This is a genomic window from Streptomyces sp. RLA123 (assembly GCF_056270165.1).
Map to the genome: position 1 here is coordinate 6,948,208 of NZ_JBWDOR010000003.1, position 14,890 is coordinate 6,963,097.

General features: G+C 73.5%; 19 protein-coding genes and 1 pseudogene. 11 read left to right on the plus strand and 9 right to left on the minus strand.

Annotation, left to right across the window (positions count from 1 at the left end):
- Window positions 1-5: 5 nt before the first annotated feature.
- Window positions 6-647, minus strand: a complete 642-nt coding sequence (locus RV983_RS31860; protein ID WP_475989167.1) for an ATP-dependent Clp protease proteolytic subunit — start codon at window positions 645-647, stop codon at window positions 6-8.
- Between the two features lie 77 nt (window positions 648-724).
- Here RV983_RS31860 and RV983_RS31865 point away from each other — a divergent pair, with 77 nt between their 5' ends.
- The 8 genes from RV983_RS31865 to RV983_RS31900 all read left to right on the plus strand — a co-directional run bounded on the left by RV983_RS31865 (window position 725) and on the right by RV983_RS31900 (window position 6,288).
- Window positions 725-1,018 (plus strand): type II toxin-antitoxin system Phd/YefM family antitoxin, encoded by a 294-nt coding sequence (locus tag RV983_RS31865; RefSeq protein ID WP_475989168.1) that lies wholly within the window; start codon window positions 725-727, stop codon window positions 1,016-1,018.
- Window positions 1,019-1,299: 281 nt separating this feature from the next.
- A complete protein-coding gene (locus tag RV983_RS31870) occupies window positions 1,300-1,614 on the plus strand; it encodes an urease subunit gamma (RefSeq protein WP_475989169.1) in 315 nt (104 codons plus the stop codon).
- Window positions 1,611-1,922, plus strand: coding sequence for an urease subunit beta (locus tag RV983_RS31875; RefSeq protein ID WP_475989170.1), 312 nt, complete (start codon window positions 1,611-1,613; stop codon window positions 1,920-1,922). The genes RV983_RS31870 and RV983_RS31875 overlap by 4 nt, the downstream gene beginning before the upstream one ends.
- Complete coding sequence (locus RV983_RS31880; protein WP_475989171.1) at window positions 1,915-3,636, plus strand: urease subunit alpha; 1,722 nt, start codon at window positions 1,915-1,917, stop codon at window positions 3,634-3,636. The genes RV983_RS31875 and RV983_RS31880 overlap by 8 nt, the downstream gene beginning before the upstream one ends.
- An 83-nt stretch (window positions 3,637-3,719) precedes the next feature.
- Window positions 3,720-4,379 (plus strand): urease accessory protein UreF, encoded by a 660-nt coding sequence (locus RV983_RS31885; protein ID WP_475990521.1) that lies wholly within the window; start codon window positions 3,720-3,722, stop codon window positions 4,377-4,379.
- 9 nt (window positions 4,380-4,388) lie between these two features.
- Entirely contained in the window at window positions 4,389-5,081 is a 693-nt protein-coding gene (ureG, locus tag RV983_RS31890) for an urease accessory protein UreG (RefSeq protein ID WP_475989172.1), read from the plus strand.
- Window positions 5,078-5,839 carry an urease accessory protein UreD gene (locus tag RV983_RS31895; protein ID WP_475989173.1) on the plus strand — a complete coding sequence of 254 codons (762 nt, stop codon included), beginning with the start codon at window positions 5,078-5,080 and terminating at the stop codon, window positions 5,837-5,839. Before ureG ends, RV983_RS31895 begins: the two co-directional genes overlap by 4 nt.
- Window positions 5,836-6,288: a type II toxin-antitoxin system PemK/MazF family toxin gene (locus tag RV983_RS31900; RefSeq protein ID WP_475989174.1), complete on the plus strand. Its 453-nt coding sequence runs from the start codon at window positions 5,836-5,838 to the stop codon at window positions 6,286-6,288. Before RV983_RS31895 ends, RV983_RS31900 begins: the two co-directional genes overlap by 4 nt.
- A gap of 104 nt (window positions 6,289-6,392) precedes the next feature.
- Here the strand turns inward: RV983_RS31900 and RV983_RS31905 are convergent, their stop codons facing one another.
- Both RV983_RS31905 and RV983_RS31910 read right to left on the minus strand, forming a co-directional pair.
- The gene (locus RV983_RS31905; protein ID WP_475989175.1) at window positions 6,393-6,710 is read right to left on the minus strand and encodes an antibiotic biosynthesis monooxygenase family protein; all 318 of its coding nucleotides are present in this window, start codon (window positions 6,708-6,710) and stop codon (window positions 6,393-6,395) included.
- Window positions 6,711-7,002: 292 nt separating this feature from the next.
- A complete protein-coding gene (locus RV983_RS31910; RefSeq protein ID WP_475989176.1) occupies window positions 7,003-7,224 on the minus strand; it encodes a hypothetical protein in 222 nt (73 codons plus the stop codon).
- Between the two features lie 448 nt (window positions 7,225-7,672).
- Here RV983_RS31910 and RV983_RS31915 point away from each other — a divergent pair.
- Both RV983_RS31915 and RV983_RS31920 read left to right on the plus strand, forming a co-directional pair.
- A pseudogene (locus tag RV983_RS31915) lies at window positions 7,673-7,942 on the plus strand (hypothetical protein); the annotation flags it as partial.
- A gap of 51 nt (window positions 7,943-7,993) precedes the next feature.
- The gene (locus RV983_RS31920) at window positions 7,994-9,592 is read left to right on the plus strand and encodes an alpha/beta hydrolase (protein WP_475989177.1); all 1,599 of its coding nucleotides are present in this window, start codon (window positions 7,994-7,996) and stop codon (window positions 9,590-9,592) included.
- A gap of 91 nt (window positions 9,593-9,683) precedes the next feature.
- On the opposite strand, the gene RV983_RS31925 is transcribed toward RV983_RS31920, so the two are convergent.
- The 4 genes from RV983_RS31925 to RV983_RS31940 all read right to left on the minus strand — a co-directional run bounded on the left by RV983_RS31925 (window position 9,684) and on the right by RV983_RS31940 (window position 12,801).
- Window positions 9,684-10,037 (minus strand): cupin domain-containing protein, encoded by a 354-nt coding sequence (locus RV983_RS31925; protein WP_475989178.1) that lies wholly within the window; start codon window positions 10,035-10,037, stop codon window positions 9,684-9,686.
- A gap of 9 nt (window positions 10,038-10,046) precedes the next feature.
- A complete protein-coding gene (locus tag RV983_RS31930) occupies window positions 10,047-10,874 on the minus strand; it encodes a TIGR02452 family protein (RefSeq protein WP_475989179.1) in 828 nt (275 codons plus the stop codon).
- A gap of 26 nt (window positions 10,875-10,900) precedes the next feature.
- Window positions 10,901-11,974, minus strand: coding sequence for an NAD-dependent epimerase/dehydratase family protein (locus RV983_RS31935; protein WP_475989180.1), 1,074 nt, complete (start codon window positions 11,972-11,974; stop codon window positions 10,901-10,903).
- A 101-nt stretch (window positions 11,975-12,075) separates the two neighbouring features.
- Window positions 12,076-12,801: a lysophospholipid acyltransferase family protein gene (locus RV983_RS31940; RefSeq protein WP_475989181.1), complete on the minus strand. Its 726-nt coding sequence runs from the start codon at window positions 12,799-12,801 to the stop codon at window positions 12,076-12,078.
- Window positions 12,802-13,378: 577 nt separating this feature from the next.
- On the opposite strand from RV983_RS31940, the gene RV983_RS31945 reads away from it, so the two are divergent.
- Entirely contained in the window at window positions 13,379-13,552 is a 174-nt protein-coding gene (locus RV983_RS31945; protein ID WP_475989182.1) for a hypothetical protein, read from the plus strand.
- A 34-nt stretch (window positions 13,553-13,586) separates the two neighbouring features.
- On the opposite strand, the gene RV983_RS31950 is transcribed toward RV983_RS31945, so the two are convergent.
- Window positions 13,587-13,748, minus strand: coding sequence for a hypothetical protein (locus RV983_RS31950; protein ID WP_475989183.1), 162 nt, complete (start codon window positions 13,746-13,748; stop codon window positions 13,587-13,589).
- A 72-nt stretch (window positions 13,749-13,820) separates the two neighbouring features.
- Window positions 13,821-14,867, minus strand: a complete 1,047-nt coding sequence (locus tag RV983_RS31955; protein WP_475989184.1) for a hypothetical protein — start codon at window positions 14,865-14,867, stop codon at window positions 13,821-13,823.
- Window positions 14,868-14,890: the final 23 nt, after the last annotated feature.

The window sequence follows — 14,890 nt, forward strand, 5'->3', positions numbered from 1 at the left end:
GCGGGTCACCGCACGGCGCGCGGGCCGGTCCCGCCGTCGCCCTTGCGGCTGACGGTGAGCCGGTCCACCAGCCCGTACGCGAGCGCCGACGGGGCGTCGAAGACGGTGTCGCGCTCGATGTCGGCCCGGATCCGCTCCGGGTCCCGGCCGGTGTGCCGGACCAGCAGCTCCTCCAACTGGTCGCGGCTGCGCAGCAGTTCCCTGGCCTGGAGCTCCAGGTCGGTGATGGTGCCCTGGACCGCCTCCGCGAAGGAGGGCTGATGGATCAGTACCCGCGAGCGGGGAGTCGCCAGCCGCTTGCCCGGCGCCCCGGCCGCCAGCAGCACGGCCGCGGCCGACGCGGCCTGGCCGACGCACACGGTCGAGACGTCGCAGCTGACGAACTGCATGGTGTCGTAGATCGCCGTCATGGCGATGAGCGACCCGCCGGGGGAGTTGATGTAGAGCGAGATGTCCTGCTCCGGAGCCGCGGCCTCCAGGTGGACCAGCTGCGCGATGACGTCGTTGGCGGATGTGTCGTCTATGGGGGTGCCGAGCAGCACGATCCGCTCCTGGAGCAGCTTGGAGTACGGATCCATGGAGCGCACCCCTTCGCTGGTGCGCTCGGTGAACTCGGGCAGGACATAGCGGGCGGTCGGTCGAAGCACTGCGGCACCTCCGTAGGGCACGGGTCCCCGTCCCTGTAAAAAATGTACAGGACGTACATCCCGTTATGATGGGGAGCATGGCCCATGAAGTCCCCGTGACACAAGCGAGAGCGGAGCTCGCCGAGCTCATCAACCGCGTCGTCTACGGCGGTGAACGCGTGGTCGTGACCCGCCACGGCAAGCCGCTCGTCGCCCTCGTTTCCGCCGCTGACCTGCAACGACTCCAGGAGCTCGACGAGGCCGCGGGCGAGGCTGTGGTCAGCACCGTCTCCTCGGTGCGCCCCACGGTGTCCGCCACGGGCGAACGGCGCCGCTTCGGTATCGCCGCCGAGCACCGCGGCACGACGAACGCCCGCGACGACCGAACCTGAGCGGCTCGCGTCCCGGCCGCGCAGCGCCGTGCCCGGCGCAGCGCCCTCGCGGCCATCGGCGGGGCTCGCCCGTGTCCTACGCGGCGGACCTGCGCCGTCGTGGCATGCTGCCCGGGGACGCCCTGCCGGAGCGGGCCGCCCGCACCCGGGTCCGGCGGCGGGGAGTTAACGCGGACGAAACGCCGCCGAACTAGCCTGCGACTTCCTGCTGTCGGAGAACGGGAGACAGGCCGGGGACGGCCTGCGGCCCCGCTCACCCGGGACGACTGCGAGGTGTGGCCATGCAACTGACCCCCCATGAGCAGGAACGCCTGCTCATCCATGTCGCCGCGGACGTGGCGGAGAAGAGGCGGGCCCGGGGGCTCAGGCTGAACCATCCGGAGGCGATCGCGCTCATCACCTCGCACATCCTGGAGGGCGCCCGGGACGGCCGGACCGTCGCCGACCTCATGGCCTCCGGCCGCAAGGTGCTTTCCCGTGCCGACGTCATGGACGGAGTGCCCGAGATGATCCACGACGTCCAGGTCGAGGCCACCTTCCCGGATGGAACCAAGCTCGTCACCGTCCACGAGCCGATCGTCCGGGGGCCCGCGTGATCCCCGGAGAGATCCTCCACGGAGAAGAACCCGTCGAGCTCAACGCGGGCCGGCCGGTCACGCGGCTGGTGGTGCTCAACGCCGCGGACCGCCCGGTCCAGGTCGGCTCCCACTACCACTTCGCCGAGGCCAACCCCGGCCTCCGCTTCGACCGAGCCGCCGCCCGCGGCAAGCGGCTGGCCGTCGCGGCCGGCACCGCGGTCCGCTTCGAGCCGGGCATCCCCGTCGAGGTGGACCTCGTGCCGATCGGCGGCGCACGCGTGGTCGCGGGGCTGCGCGGGGAGACCGGAGGTGCCCTCGATGGCTGAGCTCTCCCGCGCCGTCTACGCGGACCTGTTCGGGCCGACCACCGGTGACCGTATACGGCTCGCCGACACCGACCTGCTGGTCGAGGTGGAGCGGGACCTGTCCGGCGGGCCCGGCAACTGCGGGGACGAGGTCGTCTTCGGCGGCGGAAAGGTGATCCGCGAATCGATGGGGCAGTCCCGGGCCACCCGCGCCGAGGGCACCCCCGACACCGTCGTCACCGGGGCGGTGATCCTCGACCACTGGGGCGTGGTGAAGGCCGACATCGGCATCCGGGACGGCCGGATCGCCGCGATCGGCAAGGCGGGCAATCCCGAGACCATGGACGGGGTGCATCCGGACCTGGTCATCGGCCCGGAGACCGAGGTCATCTCCGGCAACGGCAAGATCGTGACCGCGGGTGCCATCGACGCGCACGTCCACTTCATCTCCCCGACGATCGCCGACGAGGCCCTCGCGTCGGGGATCACCACCCTCGTCGGCGGCGGCACCGGCCCGGCCGAGGGCACCAAGGCCACCACCATCACCCCGGGACCCTGGCACCTGGCCCGGATGTTCGCCGCGCTGGAGCACTACCCGGTCAACATCGGCCTGCTGGGCAAGGGCAACACCGTCTCGCACGAGGCGATGCACTCCCAGCTGCGCGGCGGGGCACTCGGCTTCAAGATCCACGAGGACTGGGGCGCCACCCCGGCCGCGATCGACGCCTGCCTCACGGTGTGCGAGGCCACCGGAGCCCAGCTCGCGCTGCACACCGACACGCTGAACGAGGCCGGATTCGTCGAGGACACCCTCGCCGCGATCGCCGGGCGCGGCATCCACGCGTACCACACCGAGGGAGCGGGCGGCGGCCACGCGCCGGACATCATGACGGTGGTGGCGCACCCCAACGTCCTGCCCTCGTCCACGAACCCGACCCGGCCGCACACCGTCAACACCGTCGATGAGCACCTCGACATGCTGATGGTCTGCCACCACCTCAACCCCGCCGTGCCGGAGGACCTCGCCTTCGCCGAGTCCCGGATCCGCCCCGGCACCATCGCGGCCGAGGACTTCCTGCACGACCTGGGCGCGATCTCGATCATCTCCTCGGACTCGCAGGCGATGGGCCGGGTCGGCGAGGTCGTGCTGCGGACCTGGCAGACCGCGCACGTGATGAAGGGACGGCGCGGCCCGCTGCCCGGTGACGGGCGTGCCGACAACCTCCGCGCGCGTCGCTATGTCGCCAAATACACGATCAACCCGGCGGTCGCCCAGGGCCTCGACGGAGAGATCGGCTCCGTGGAACCCGGCAAGCTCGCGGACCTCGTCCTGTGGGACCCCGCGTTCTTCGGCGTCAAGCCACAACTGGTGATCAAGGGCGGCCAGATCGCCTACGCGCAGATGGGCGACGCCAACGCCTCCATCCCGACGCCCCAACCGGTCCTGCCACGGCCGATGTTCGGCGCGCTCGGCCGGGCGCCAGGACTCAACTCCGTCAACTTCGTCACCGGCACCGCGCTGGACGACGGCCTGCCGGAACGGCTCGGCCTGGCCAAGGAGTTCGTCGCGATCCGCAATACCCGCCGGGTCACCAAGGCGGACATGCGCGAGAACGACGCCATGCCCCGGGTCGAGGTCGACCCCGACACCTTCACCGTCCGTATCGACGGCGATGTCGTCGAGCCCGCCCCCGCCACGGAACTTCCCATGGCCCAGCGCTACTTCCTCTTCTGAGCACGGCCGTGACCGGGACCACGGCGGCAGCGGCAACGGCAACGGCAACGACCGATGGTGTTCCGACCGCGACCCGGGCCGCCCTGCTGGTGCTGGCCGACGGCCGCTTCCCCGCCGGCGGTCACGCGCACTCCGGCGGCGCGGAGGCGGCCGTCAAGGCGGGCCGCATCCGCTGCCCCGCCACGCTGGAGTCCTTCTGCCGGGGCCGGCTGCACACCACCGGACTGGTCGCGGCGGCACTGGCCGCCGCCGCGGCCGCCGGCCTCGACCCGCTCGATCTGGACGACGCGGCCGATGCCCGCACCCCGTCGCCCGCACTGCGCGCGACGGCGCGCCGGCTCGGCCGGCAACTCACCCGTGCCGCCCGCGCGGCCTGGCCGTCGGACGCCCTCGACGCGCTCGCCGCCGTCCGGCCCCGAGGCGCCCACCAGCCCGTCGTACTGGGCCTGACCGCCCGCGCCGCGGGCCTCACCCCGCAGGACGCCGCCCACGCGGCGGCCTACGAGTCCGTGACCGGACCGGCGACCGCCGCCGTACGCCTGCTGAGCCTCGACCCGTTCGCCGTGACCGCCGTGCTCGCCCGGCTCGCCCCCGACCTGGACGAGGTCGCGCGGCAGGCCGGGACCGCGGCGCGGCACGCACTGACCGAGGGCACCGGCGTGCTGCCCGCCGCGTCCGCGCCCCTGCTCGACGTGTACGCCGAGCAGCACGCCACCTGGCCCGTACGCCTCTTCGCCTCCTAGGACGCCGCCATGCATCTCGACCACGACCACGAGTTCCCCGAGCGCTCCGCGTCCGCCGCCCCCGTCACCCGCCTCGACGGCGGCCGCCGCGCGCTGCGCGTCGGGCTCGGCGGCCCCGTCGGTTCCGGCAAGACCGCCACGGTGGCCGCCCTGTGCCGGGTACTGCGCGACCGTCTGTCCCTGGCCGTCGTCACCAACGACATCTACACCCGTGAGGACGCCGACTTCCTGCTCCGCAACGCCGTCCTGGCGCCCGAGCGGATCATGGCCGTGGAGACCGGGGCCTGCCCGCACACGGCGATCCGCGACGACATCTCCGCCAACCTCGAAGCGGTCGAGGACCTGGAGGAACGCCTCGGCCCGCTCGACCTCGTGCTCCTCGAATCCGGCGGCGACAACCTCACCGCGACCTTCTCCAAGGGCCTGGTCGACGCGCAGATCTTCGTCATCGACGTGGCCGGCGGCGACGACATCCCACGCAAGGGAGGACCGGGTGTGACCACCGCCGACCTGCTCGTGGTGAACAAGACCGACCTCGCCCGCTACGTCGGATCCGACCTGGACCGGATGGCCCGCGACGCGAAGGCGCAACGGGGGGAACTGCCCGTCGTCTTCACCTCCCTCGTCGCGGAGGACGGCATCGCCCCGGTGGCCGAGTGGATCCGCGCCCGCATCGCCGCCTGGACCGCGGTCCCGGCATGACGGGTGTCCGTGCCACCGCCCGGATCACCGCCGCCCCCGACGGCCGCGGCGGCACCGAACTGCCGGAACTCGTCGGGGACGGCCCGCTCGCGCTGCGCCGCACCCGGTCGTCCGAGGGAGGCACGGCCCGGGTCACCGTCGTCGGCGCCATGAGCGCGCCGCTCGGCGGCGACCGTCTCGCGATCCACGCGACCGTGCTGCCCGGCGCCGCCCTGCGCGTGGACGCCGCGGCGGCGACGCTGTCCCTGCCCGGCCGGTCCGGGGAGCCCGCCCACTACGAGGTGCGGCTCACCGTCGGCGAGGACGCGGAACTGCACTGGCTGCCCGAGCCCCTCATCGCGGCCGAGGGCAGCGACCTGCGCATGACCACCACGGCCGAACTCGCCCCCGGTGCCCGGCTCGTGCTGCGCGAGGAGCAGATCCTCGGCCGGGCGGGCGAACGCCCGGGACGGCTGGTCTCCCGGCTGGTCGTACGGGTCGGCGGGCGCCCACTGCTCGACCAGGCCCTTGCCTTCGGCCCCGGCGCGCCGGGCTGGTCCGGCCCCGCGGTGCTGCACACGCACCGGGCGTCGGGACAACTGCTCGTCGTGGACCCGGCCTTCGGGGAGAAGCCGGTGAGCGCGCGCATCCTCGGCGAGGACCCGGAGCGGGGCGAGGCCGTGCTCACCCCGCTGGCCGGGCCGGCCGCGCTGCTCACCGCCGCCGCGGCGGACGGGCTGTCCCTGCGCGGTCTGTTGTCGGCTAGCGTGGGTCCGTGAGTTCGATAGACACCGATGACAACGAGTGCCCGGGCCGGTACGGCCCCGGCGCGACCACCGAGGCCGAGCCCGAGCAGGTCGGTCCCGTCCGCACCGAGTACTCCCCGGACCACGACGGAGACCCCGACCCCGGGGAAATCGTGTGGACCTGGGTGCCGTTCGAGGAGAACGACGGCCGCGGCAAGGACCGCCCGGTCCTGGTCGTGGCCCGCGAGCCGGCCGGGACCCTGCTCGCCGTCCAGCTCTCCAGCAAGGAGCACAACGACGACCGCGAGTGGGTGCCCATCGGCTCCGGCCCCTGGGACAAGTCCGGCCGCGCCTCCTGGGTCAACGTCGACCGCGTTCTGCGGGTGCACGACGAGGGCATGCGCCGGGAGGCGTGCGCGCTCGACCGCGGCCGCTTCAACATCGTGGTGAACCGGCTCAAGGAGCTGTACCGCTGGCGCTGAGCCCCGCCGGCGACGCGAGGCGAAGGCCCCCGGGCGGCCGTGCCGCCCGGGGGCCTTCGCGTGCGCGGTCTGTCCGCGGACCGGTCACCGGACCGGTTCGCGGGTCACTCCGCGATGATGGAGTACTGCGAGGAGTCGTGCTCCAGCACGCACTTGCGCATGCCGGCGCGACGCGCCGTGAACTCCTCGCTCGCGACGAACGCGAGGTACTGCTCCATGGACGCCCATTCGCTGGTCACGATCCAGCAGTCGGGGTCCTTGACGGATCTGCACAGCTGGGAGCTGATGTACCCGTCGGCCTTGGCGATGTCGTGGTGCACGAGGTCGTATGCCGCCGCATACTGGTCGCCCATCCCCTCGTGCAGCTGGATGCGCAGGACGACGCGCGTTTTCGTGGGTGAAGTCGTCGGTGAAGTGCTCATGACCCTCGACCTCCCGTGGGACAACGAGGACGCTGTTGCTTCGCCGGATGCTCACTCTGCGGGGCCGTCAGGCCACGATGCGGGACGGCGGCGGGTCCGGCGGGCCGGGACCGCGAGGCGCGGCTCCCCGGCGGGTCGGTGACGTGACGAGGGGGTGTCCTGCCCCGCGTTTCCCATGAGCGGACTCCCATGGGGCGCGGGCACCCCGAATGCCGCCGTCCCACGACTGTGGCCCCCTCACCCGGGCGGCGCATTACCGATGGGCCGAACGGGTGAGGGAGCCCTTGGGGCGTCAGGCCGCCCGTCCCGGCGGTGCGGCCGCCGTCAGCAGCGCGGTCAGTGCCCCCGCGGTCTCCCCGGGACCGCCGCGGTGGTGCAGGAGCCCGGTGCGGTGGACCACCAGCCGCGGCGCGGCCGGCGGCACCGCCACGACGCCGTGCCTGCCCATCACGGCCGACCGGGGCAGCACCACCGGGCCGAGCCCGGAGCGCACCAGGTCGAGCACCCCGCGCACGGGTCGTGTCCCCTCTCGTGGTGTAGCCGATCACAGGCCGTCGCCTCCGCTTCGGAGCCGTCCGGTACGTGCCGCTGCAGTCCGCTTGGCGATCACCGCTGGTCCAACTCGGTGGCCCTCCGAACAGAGCCCCATTGAACGCGAGTCGGGCCGCGACCTGGAGATTCCGCAGACTTGATCGGCTACACCACGAAGCGGGACGCCATCCGCGCACGTCCGGTCCCTCGCAGCGCACCCCGGTGCGGAAGCCCTCGCCGGCCGCGGCCGGCCGCAGTCCTGACCGGCACGCAGGCGGGTGGTCCGCGGCCGGCGCGACCACCAGCTTCTCCTCCGCGCAGCGCACGGCCCGCAGATCGCCGGCATCGGGCACCCCGGCGGATCGCTCGTCGCGGCGGAGCCGTCCACCAGGCGGCTCCTTCGGCCTCGACCGCGACCGCCTCGGGGAACTCGACGGCCGGGGCCGGCCTTCACCGGGCACGACCCGGACGGCGAGCCGCGGATCGCCGAACTCCCGGGCCGGCCCTTCTATGTGGCGACCCCGTTTCAGCCCGAACTGGCGGGGGACGGCTCGGCGCCGCACCCGCTGGTCCGCGGCTCCGCCGCGGCGGCCGTCGGCCGTCGACCGCGCCGTCAACGACCGCGTCATGCTTACGGCTTGGTAAAGATACGCCCGTGCGATCTTCTCCCGACGGCCATGCGGACGAAAGGATCCCTCTGAAGTTCTGTGCTCGCGCCGTCACAAGCGGCTCAACAGCAGGGGGACGTCATCGTGAGACGCACAGCCGTGCTCGGGCTCGCCGGAGTCCTGATAGCCGGCACCGTCGTCGCCGCCGCACCGCAGACCGCGGTCGCCGGGGGTGTCGCCCACGGATCCGGACACCATGTGAACGCGGAGGACGTCGGCGTGCGGGTCGCCGCCGCGCGCGCCGCCAGGGCGGGCGTCGACTGGGCGTCCTGCCCCGCCGACTGGGGCATCGCCGCACCCGTCCAGTGCGGCTGGGTCACCGTGCCGGTCGACTACGCCACACCGCACGGCAGGACCATACGGATCGCTGTCGACCGCATCGGCAACACGGGCACCGCCGCCGAGCGGCAGGGCGCCCTGATCTACAACCCCGGCGGCCCCGGCGGCTCCGGTATGCGCTTCCCGCTCCGCGTCACCGCCAAGAACCCCATCTGGACGGCCACGGCCAAGGCGTACGACTTCGTGGGCTTCGACCCGCGCGGTGTCGGCCACTCCGCGCCCATCTCCTGCGCCGACCCGCAGGAGTTCGTGAAGGCCCCCAAGGCCGACCCGGTCCCGGACGGCGAGGCCGACAAGCGCGCGCAGCGCAAGCTCGCCGCGGAGTACGCGCAGGGATGCAAGGAGCGCACCGGCGCCGCGATGCTCTCCCAGATGACCACGCCCAACACGGCGCGGGACCTCGACGTCATCCGGGCCGCGCTCGGCGAGCGGAAGCTCAACTACCTGGGCGTCTCCTACGGCACCTATCTCGGCGCCGTCTACGCGACGCTCTTCCCGGGGCACGTGCGCCGCATGGTCGTCGACAGCGTCGTCAACCCGGCCCGCGACCAGATCTGGTACCAGAACAACCTCGACCAGGACGTGGCCTTCCAGGGCCGCTGGGACGACTGGAAGGCGTGGGTCGCGAAGTACGACTCCGTCTACCACATCGGCAGCACGCCGGCGAAGGTCCAGGCGCAGTGGGAGCGGCTGCGCGCCGCCGCCACGGCCCACCCGATCGGCGGGACCGTCGGCCCGTCCGAACTGCTCGGGCTCTTCCAGACGGCCCCGTACTACGACTCGTCGTGGGCGACCGTGGCCGGGGTCTGGAGCAGGTACCTCGCCGGTGACACCCAGGCTCTGGTGGACGCGGCGGCCCCGGACCTGTCCGACACCGCGGGCAACATTGCCGCGGAGAACGGCAACGCGGTGTACACGGCGGTGGAGTGCACCGACGCCGGCTGGCCGCGCGACTGGCGCACCTGGGACCGCGACAACTCCCGGCTGCACGCCAAGTACCCGTTCCTGACCTGGGCCAACGCGTGGCTGAACCTGCCCTGCGCCACCTGGGGCGTCCCGCAGAAGAAGCCGGTGGACGTGCGGACCGGCCACGGCCTGCCGCGCGTCATGATCGTCCAGAGCACCCGTGACGCGGCGACGCCGTTCCCCGGGGCCGTCGAACTGCACCAGCGGTTCAAGGGTTCGCTCATGATCACGGAGAAGGGCGCCGGTTCGCACGGCGTCACCGGCCTGGTCAACCCCTGCATCAACGACCGGGTCACCGGCTACTTCGTGAACGGCTCCCTGGACCGCCACGACGTCACGTGCGCCCCGCACGCGGCGCCGGTCCCGGCCACGGGCTGACCCCGGCGGCACACCCCGCGCGAACGGTCCCGGCCCCCGGTCGAGGGGGGCCGGGACCGTTCCTTCGTGCGGGGAGCGAACGGGTGGCCGGTCAGGCCGGGCGCACGCCCGTCGTGCCCTCGTTGCCGTCGCCGGTGTTGACCGTGCCGCGCGGCTCGAACATCAGGATGCGGGTACCCTCCTCGGCGCGCGGCCGGTGCGGGACGCCCCTGGGCACCGTGAACACCTCGTGCGGGCCGAGCGTCACCGTGCCGTCCGGCAGGTCCAGATGCAGCCGGCCGGCCAGGACGAGGAAGAACTCGTCGGTGTCGGCGTGGGTGTGCTCGGTGAAGTCGCCCTCGACGTTGGCGACCTTGACGTCGTAGTCGTTGACCTCGGCCAGGACGTGCGGGAGCCACTTGTGCTCCACGGCGTCCATGACGGTGTCGATGTTGAGTCTCTCCATGGTCTCTCCCTACCCGGGGAACGCGGCGCCGAAGGCCGCGCGCGTGGGAGCGTCCCGCTGCCGGTCCAGAACGGCGAAGACGACCCGGTCGAAGCGCTCCGCGAAGCGGCCGCCGGGGACGAGCAGGCCGCGGAACGCGGCGGCGACGTGCGCCGGGTCGTTGCGGAACACTCCGCAGCCCCACGCGCCCAGCACCAGCGCCCGGTATCCCTCCGCGGCCGCGACCTCCAGCACCCGGCCGGCCCGCGTGCCGAGCACGGCGGGCAGCCGCACGGCGGCCGGCGGGTCGTGGAGCCCGACGACCCCGGCATTGGGCGCCGCGCAGGTCAAGAACCCCGCTTCGAACGGTTCCTCCAGCAGCTCCCCGCGCGGGTTCCGGAAGACCGGGACGGCGGGGGAGTGAATGACACGGTCGCTGTAGAAGGGACTGCCGTCGGTGCGGTGCCACGTGTAGAAGTCCCGTGCGGCGAGCAGGGTCGTGTACAGCGCCGAGGAGCGGCACAGCGCCTCCTCCTGGGCCTGTGCGCCGTTGAGGTAGCCGCCGCCGGGATTGCGGGCCGAGGCGAAGGTGAGGACCGCGACCGGCCCGGCGCCCTCGCGCACGAGGCGTCCGGCCGCCTGGAGGCTGTCCTCGCCGGTCACCTCGAAGCCGGTCGGCACCGGCAGCGCGCGGGCCGCGCCGGGTTCCACCGGCTCCGGCCCGAGGACCCGGGTCCCCGCGACGGCCCGCTCGACCGCCGCGCCGATCGACACCTCGGTCCCCCGCGGCGTGCGGTAGCCGCCCGCGGCGACGACGGATTGCGTCTCCCGGGCGATCGCCCGCAGCCGGGCGCTCATGACTGGTCCTTTCCCACGCCCGAAGGCTAGTTGGGGCCCACCCGGGGAGCCAGCGGGTTTCCCCCGGCCAGCCAGCGGTCCTCGGCCGCGTAGTCGAAGAGGTCGCCGAAGCGGTCGTACGTCGTGGCCAGCACCGGGAACGCGGCACGCCAGTCGCGGTCGCCGAGTCGCGCCACGAGTTCGTCCACGGTCTCCGGCAGCGACTCCGCGTAGCCCGTCACGGCACGGTAGCCCAGCTCGCGTTCGGCGGCCGTCATGTCGAGGACGAAGGGATGCGCGGCACCCCACGGGGTGTCGCCGACATTCGGGGCCGGCGGCGGCCCGTCCACCAGGACCGTCTCGGCGTCATGGCCCAGCAGCCCGCCGACAGCGGTGGCGATCTCCGCGACCGTCGGGGCGTACGGATCACCGGCGTTGAGGACGCGCGAGCCGGGGCGGCGGGCGGCGAGCCGCACGAGCTCGGCCAGATTGGCGGTGTGCACCGGGTGGAAGCGGCTCTCGCCGTTGCGGGCCAGGATCAGAACCGGCCGCTTGTCCCTCGCGCGCTTGACGAAGTACAGCTCACGCGGGCGCAGGCTGTGCGGCCCGTGGATCGCGCCCGCCCTCAGCAGGGTGGTCGGCAACCGGTCGCCCGCGGCGAGGAGTTCACGCTCGAGGGCGACCTTGCGGCCGGCGTAGTCGTCGGGTCCGGCGGGCACGAGCGACTGGGTCTCGGGGACCGGGACGGGCAGGACCGGGGCGCCGTCCGGTTCCCCTTGGGTCTGCAGGCTGCGGCCCCGGTCGTCCTCGTACACCGAGCAGCTGGAGACGACGACGGCCGAGCCGATCCGCCCGGACAGGCCCAGCAACTGGCGTGCGTGCTCCGTCCCGTACGCCACGCAGTCCAGCAGCAGGTCGCAGCCCTCGCGGAGTGCGGCGGCCAGGGCCGCGGTGTCCTCGCGGTCCACCGTGACGGGCCGCACGCCTTCGGGCCAGGGCACATCCCCGCCGCCTCCGCGTGAGGCCGCGCGCACCTCCCAGCCGTCCTCCGCGAGCGCGCGCACCGCCGCCCGCCCGATCTGTCCCGTCGCCCCGATCACGAATGCGCTTCCCGTCGTCATGCGGCGACGCTAGGCGGCCGCGCGGGGTCCCGGCCAGGGCGTTTCGCCCTGCGCGGATCCGCTGACGGCGCAAGGGCGGGGCGCGACGGGGACGGCGCGCCTCAGGCGCTGCGCCGCAGCCGGGAGCGGACTCCGCGTCCCGGTCCCCGGCCCTGCTCCTCGGCCTTGACGTCCGCGGCGTAGCGGTCGACGTACTCCTGACCGGACAGCTCCAGGATGGCGTACATGATCTCGTCGGTCACGGAGCGCACCACGAAGCGCTCGTGGTCCATCCCCTCGAAGCGCGAGAACTCCAGCGGTTCGCCGAAGCGGATGGTCACCGGCTTGATGCGCGGCAGTCGGCGCCCGGCCGGCTGGATCTCGTACGTGCCGATCATCGCGCAGGGGATCACCTTGACCTTGGCGCGCAGCGCCATCGTCGCCACGCCCACCTTGCCCTTGTAGAGCCGGCCGTCGTGCGAGCGGGTGCCCTCGGGGTAGATGCCGAGCAACTCCTGCTGGGACAGCACCTTCAGCCCCTCCCGGATCGCCGATTCGCCCGCCTTGCCGCCGGAGCGGTCGACCGGGATCTGCCCCACGCCCCGGAAGAAGGCCGCGGTCAGGCGGCCCTTGATGCCGGGGCCGGTGAAGTACTCCGCCTTCGCGAGGAAGGTGATGCGGCGCGGCAGGATCGCCGGCATCAGGAAGTGGTCCGAGAACGACAGGTGGTTCCCGGCGACGATCGCCGCCCCCTCCTCCGGGATGTTCTCCATGCCCTCGATCCTCGGGCGGAACAGCAGCCTGAGGAGCGGGCCGAGGAGCACGTACTTGAGCACGTAGTAGAACACGGGGCGACTCCCAACCGTCCGGCTCGGCCTCGGGGCAGCGTTCTGCCACGTCGGAAGGCGTGTCGGGGACGGCCAGTGTAGGTCCCCGCCTTGCCGTCCGTCACCGGTCGCGGGCGGCCGTCGTGCCGACGTGGCGCGAAGTCCGTATGGACATGGCCAATCGTCAGCCCTGGGCTCACGGCGACGTCGTCGACGAGAGCGCTCTCATCCGCTCCCCCCGCACGCCCCTGCACCCCCCTGGACGACTTCCTCCCACAACAGTGAGGGGACCTGCGATGAGACGCAGGGGCAGTGCGCGTATCGGCCTGTCGGCCCTCCTTGTGCCGGCCGGCCTGGGCGGCACGTTCGCCTCGTTCTCGCCCGCCGCCGCGCCCGCGGTCCGCATTTCCGCCGGCGCCGCCGCGCCGACCTCCGCCGAGCTGGTCGGGGTCATGGCGCGCGACCTGGGGCTGACCCGCGGTCAGGCCCGGGAACGGCTCCGGGACGAGGCCGCCGCGACGCGTACGGCGGCTCCTGGCACGACGCGGACAGCGACCGGCTCGTCGTCGCCGTCGTGGACGCCCGTGGAGCCGAAGCCATGCGCGGCACCGGGGCGGCGGTACGGGTCGTCCGGCACGCGATGTCGAAGAACGGCGCCATGACCAGGCCCATCGCGAAGCCGTTCAGCAGCAGTGCGGGCAGCAGCTGCCAGGTGGTCGCCCCGTGGCCCGCGGGGCACACCACGGGGCCAGGCGTCCGCACGCGCCGCTGACGACGCCGGCGTGGCGGACGCCGCCGCGGCGACCTCAGTGAGGGGTGCGGATGGCGAACATGCCGATCGTCGCGAGTCCGAGCACGACCCACGCGAACCACAGCCAGCCGTTCGGCCCGAGGGCCACCGTGTAGGCGGTCACGGCCACCAGGCAGGCAACCGTGAGCGCGATCATCGCCTTCGCAGGTGCGGGCATCGACGCCCTCCTCCCCGGGCGGCGTACGGCGGCGGCCCGGACACCATGGTCGCCCCGCCGGGCCCTGGAGCGCTACCAGTCGCCGTCCGCCACCGTGCCCTCGTCCTTGAGCTGCTGCACCTGTCCCGGCGCCGGCGGCACCCAGGGCGACTCGTCCTCGCCCAGCCAGTCCCCGACCGGCGTCACCTGGGTGAGGGTCTCAGGAGCCGGCAGGTCCTCCGCGTCGGCGTCGTAGTAGTCGAACCACGGCAGCCCGGCCGCCGTGTACGCCGCCCGGTTCACCGGGGACGGCGGGGGAGCCTCGCCGGTGATGCGGAGCCACTCGGGAGCCGTCGTCAGATGGACGAAGATCCGGCCCGAGGGCTCCTCCCGCCAGTGCGAGGGCTTGCGGTCGTCGCGGTACACCTCCTGCCGCATCCGCCCGCCGGCGCCCAGCCCCATCGCGGGGGCGGACCGCGCCGGCCCGCGCGTCCGGCCGGACGGTGCCGCGCCGGGCGCGGGTGCCGCCATCGGCGCCGTCGGCATGGCGCCCGTGGGACCGCCGTACCCGCCGAAGGCCGCCCGGCTCAGGCCCTCCCCGCGCCGCTGCTCGGCCTGCCAGGCCGCCAGCCGTTCCTCGCGGAGCTCGAAGACCTGGAGCTGTACCCCGCCCCAGACCTCCTCGCCGGTGACCTGGCCCTCGACGGTCGCGCCGAGGCCCAGCGGCACGGCGACGAACTGCCGGATCGTGCCGGAGCCCGAGTTGATGCCGTCCAGCCACGGCTGGCGGGGCAGCACCACGTAGTTCTGCGGGTTCTGGGTGAGCCGGTCGTTCCACGGTGTGCCCGACACCGCGCACACCTTGCCGACGCCCACCTGGAGCGCGGCCGGCGCGGCGGCCGAGAAGCTCAGCCACATCGCCTCGCGCTGGTAGACCGGCAGCATGACGCCGCCGCGTGCGAGCCACTGCTCGGGCGCGCGGTCGGGGAAGTCCGCGACGCGGCGCAGCGGAAAGGTGCCGAGCCCTGGTGGCAGGGGGTGCGTGCCCGTCTCGGGCAGACGCAGTGTGCGCATGAAGCGCACCGTCACCCCGCCCGGCAGGAGCAGCGCGTCGCCCGATATCCGTACCTGGTCGCCCATCGAGGGCCTCCCTTCGCGGCGGG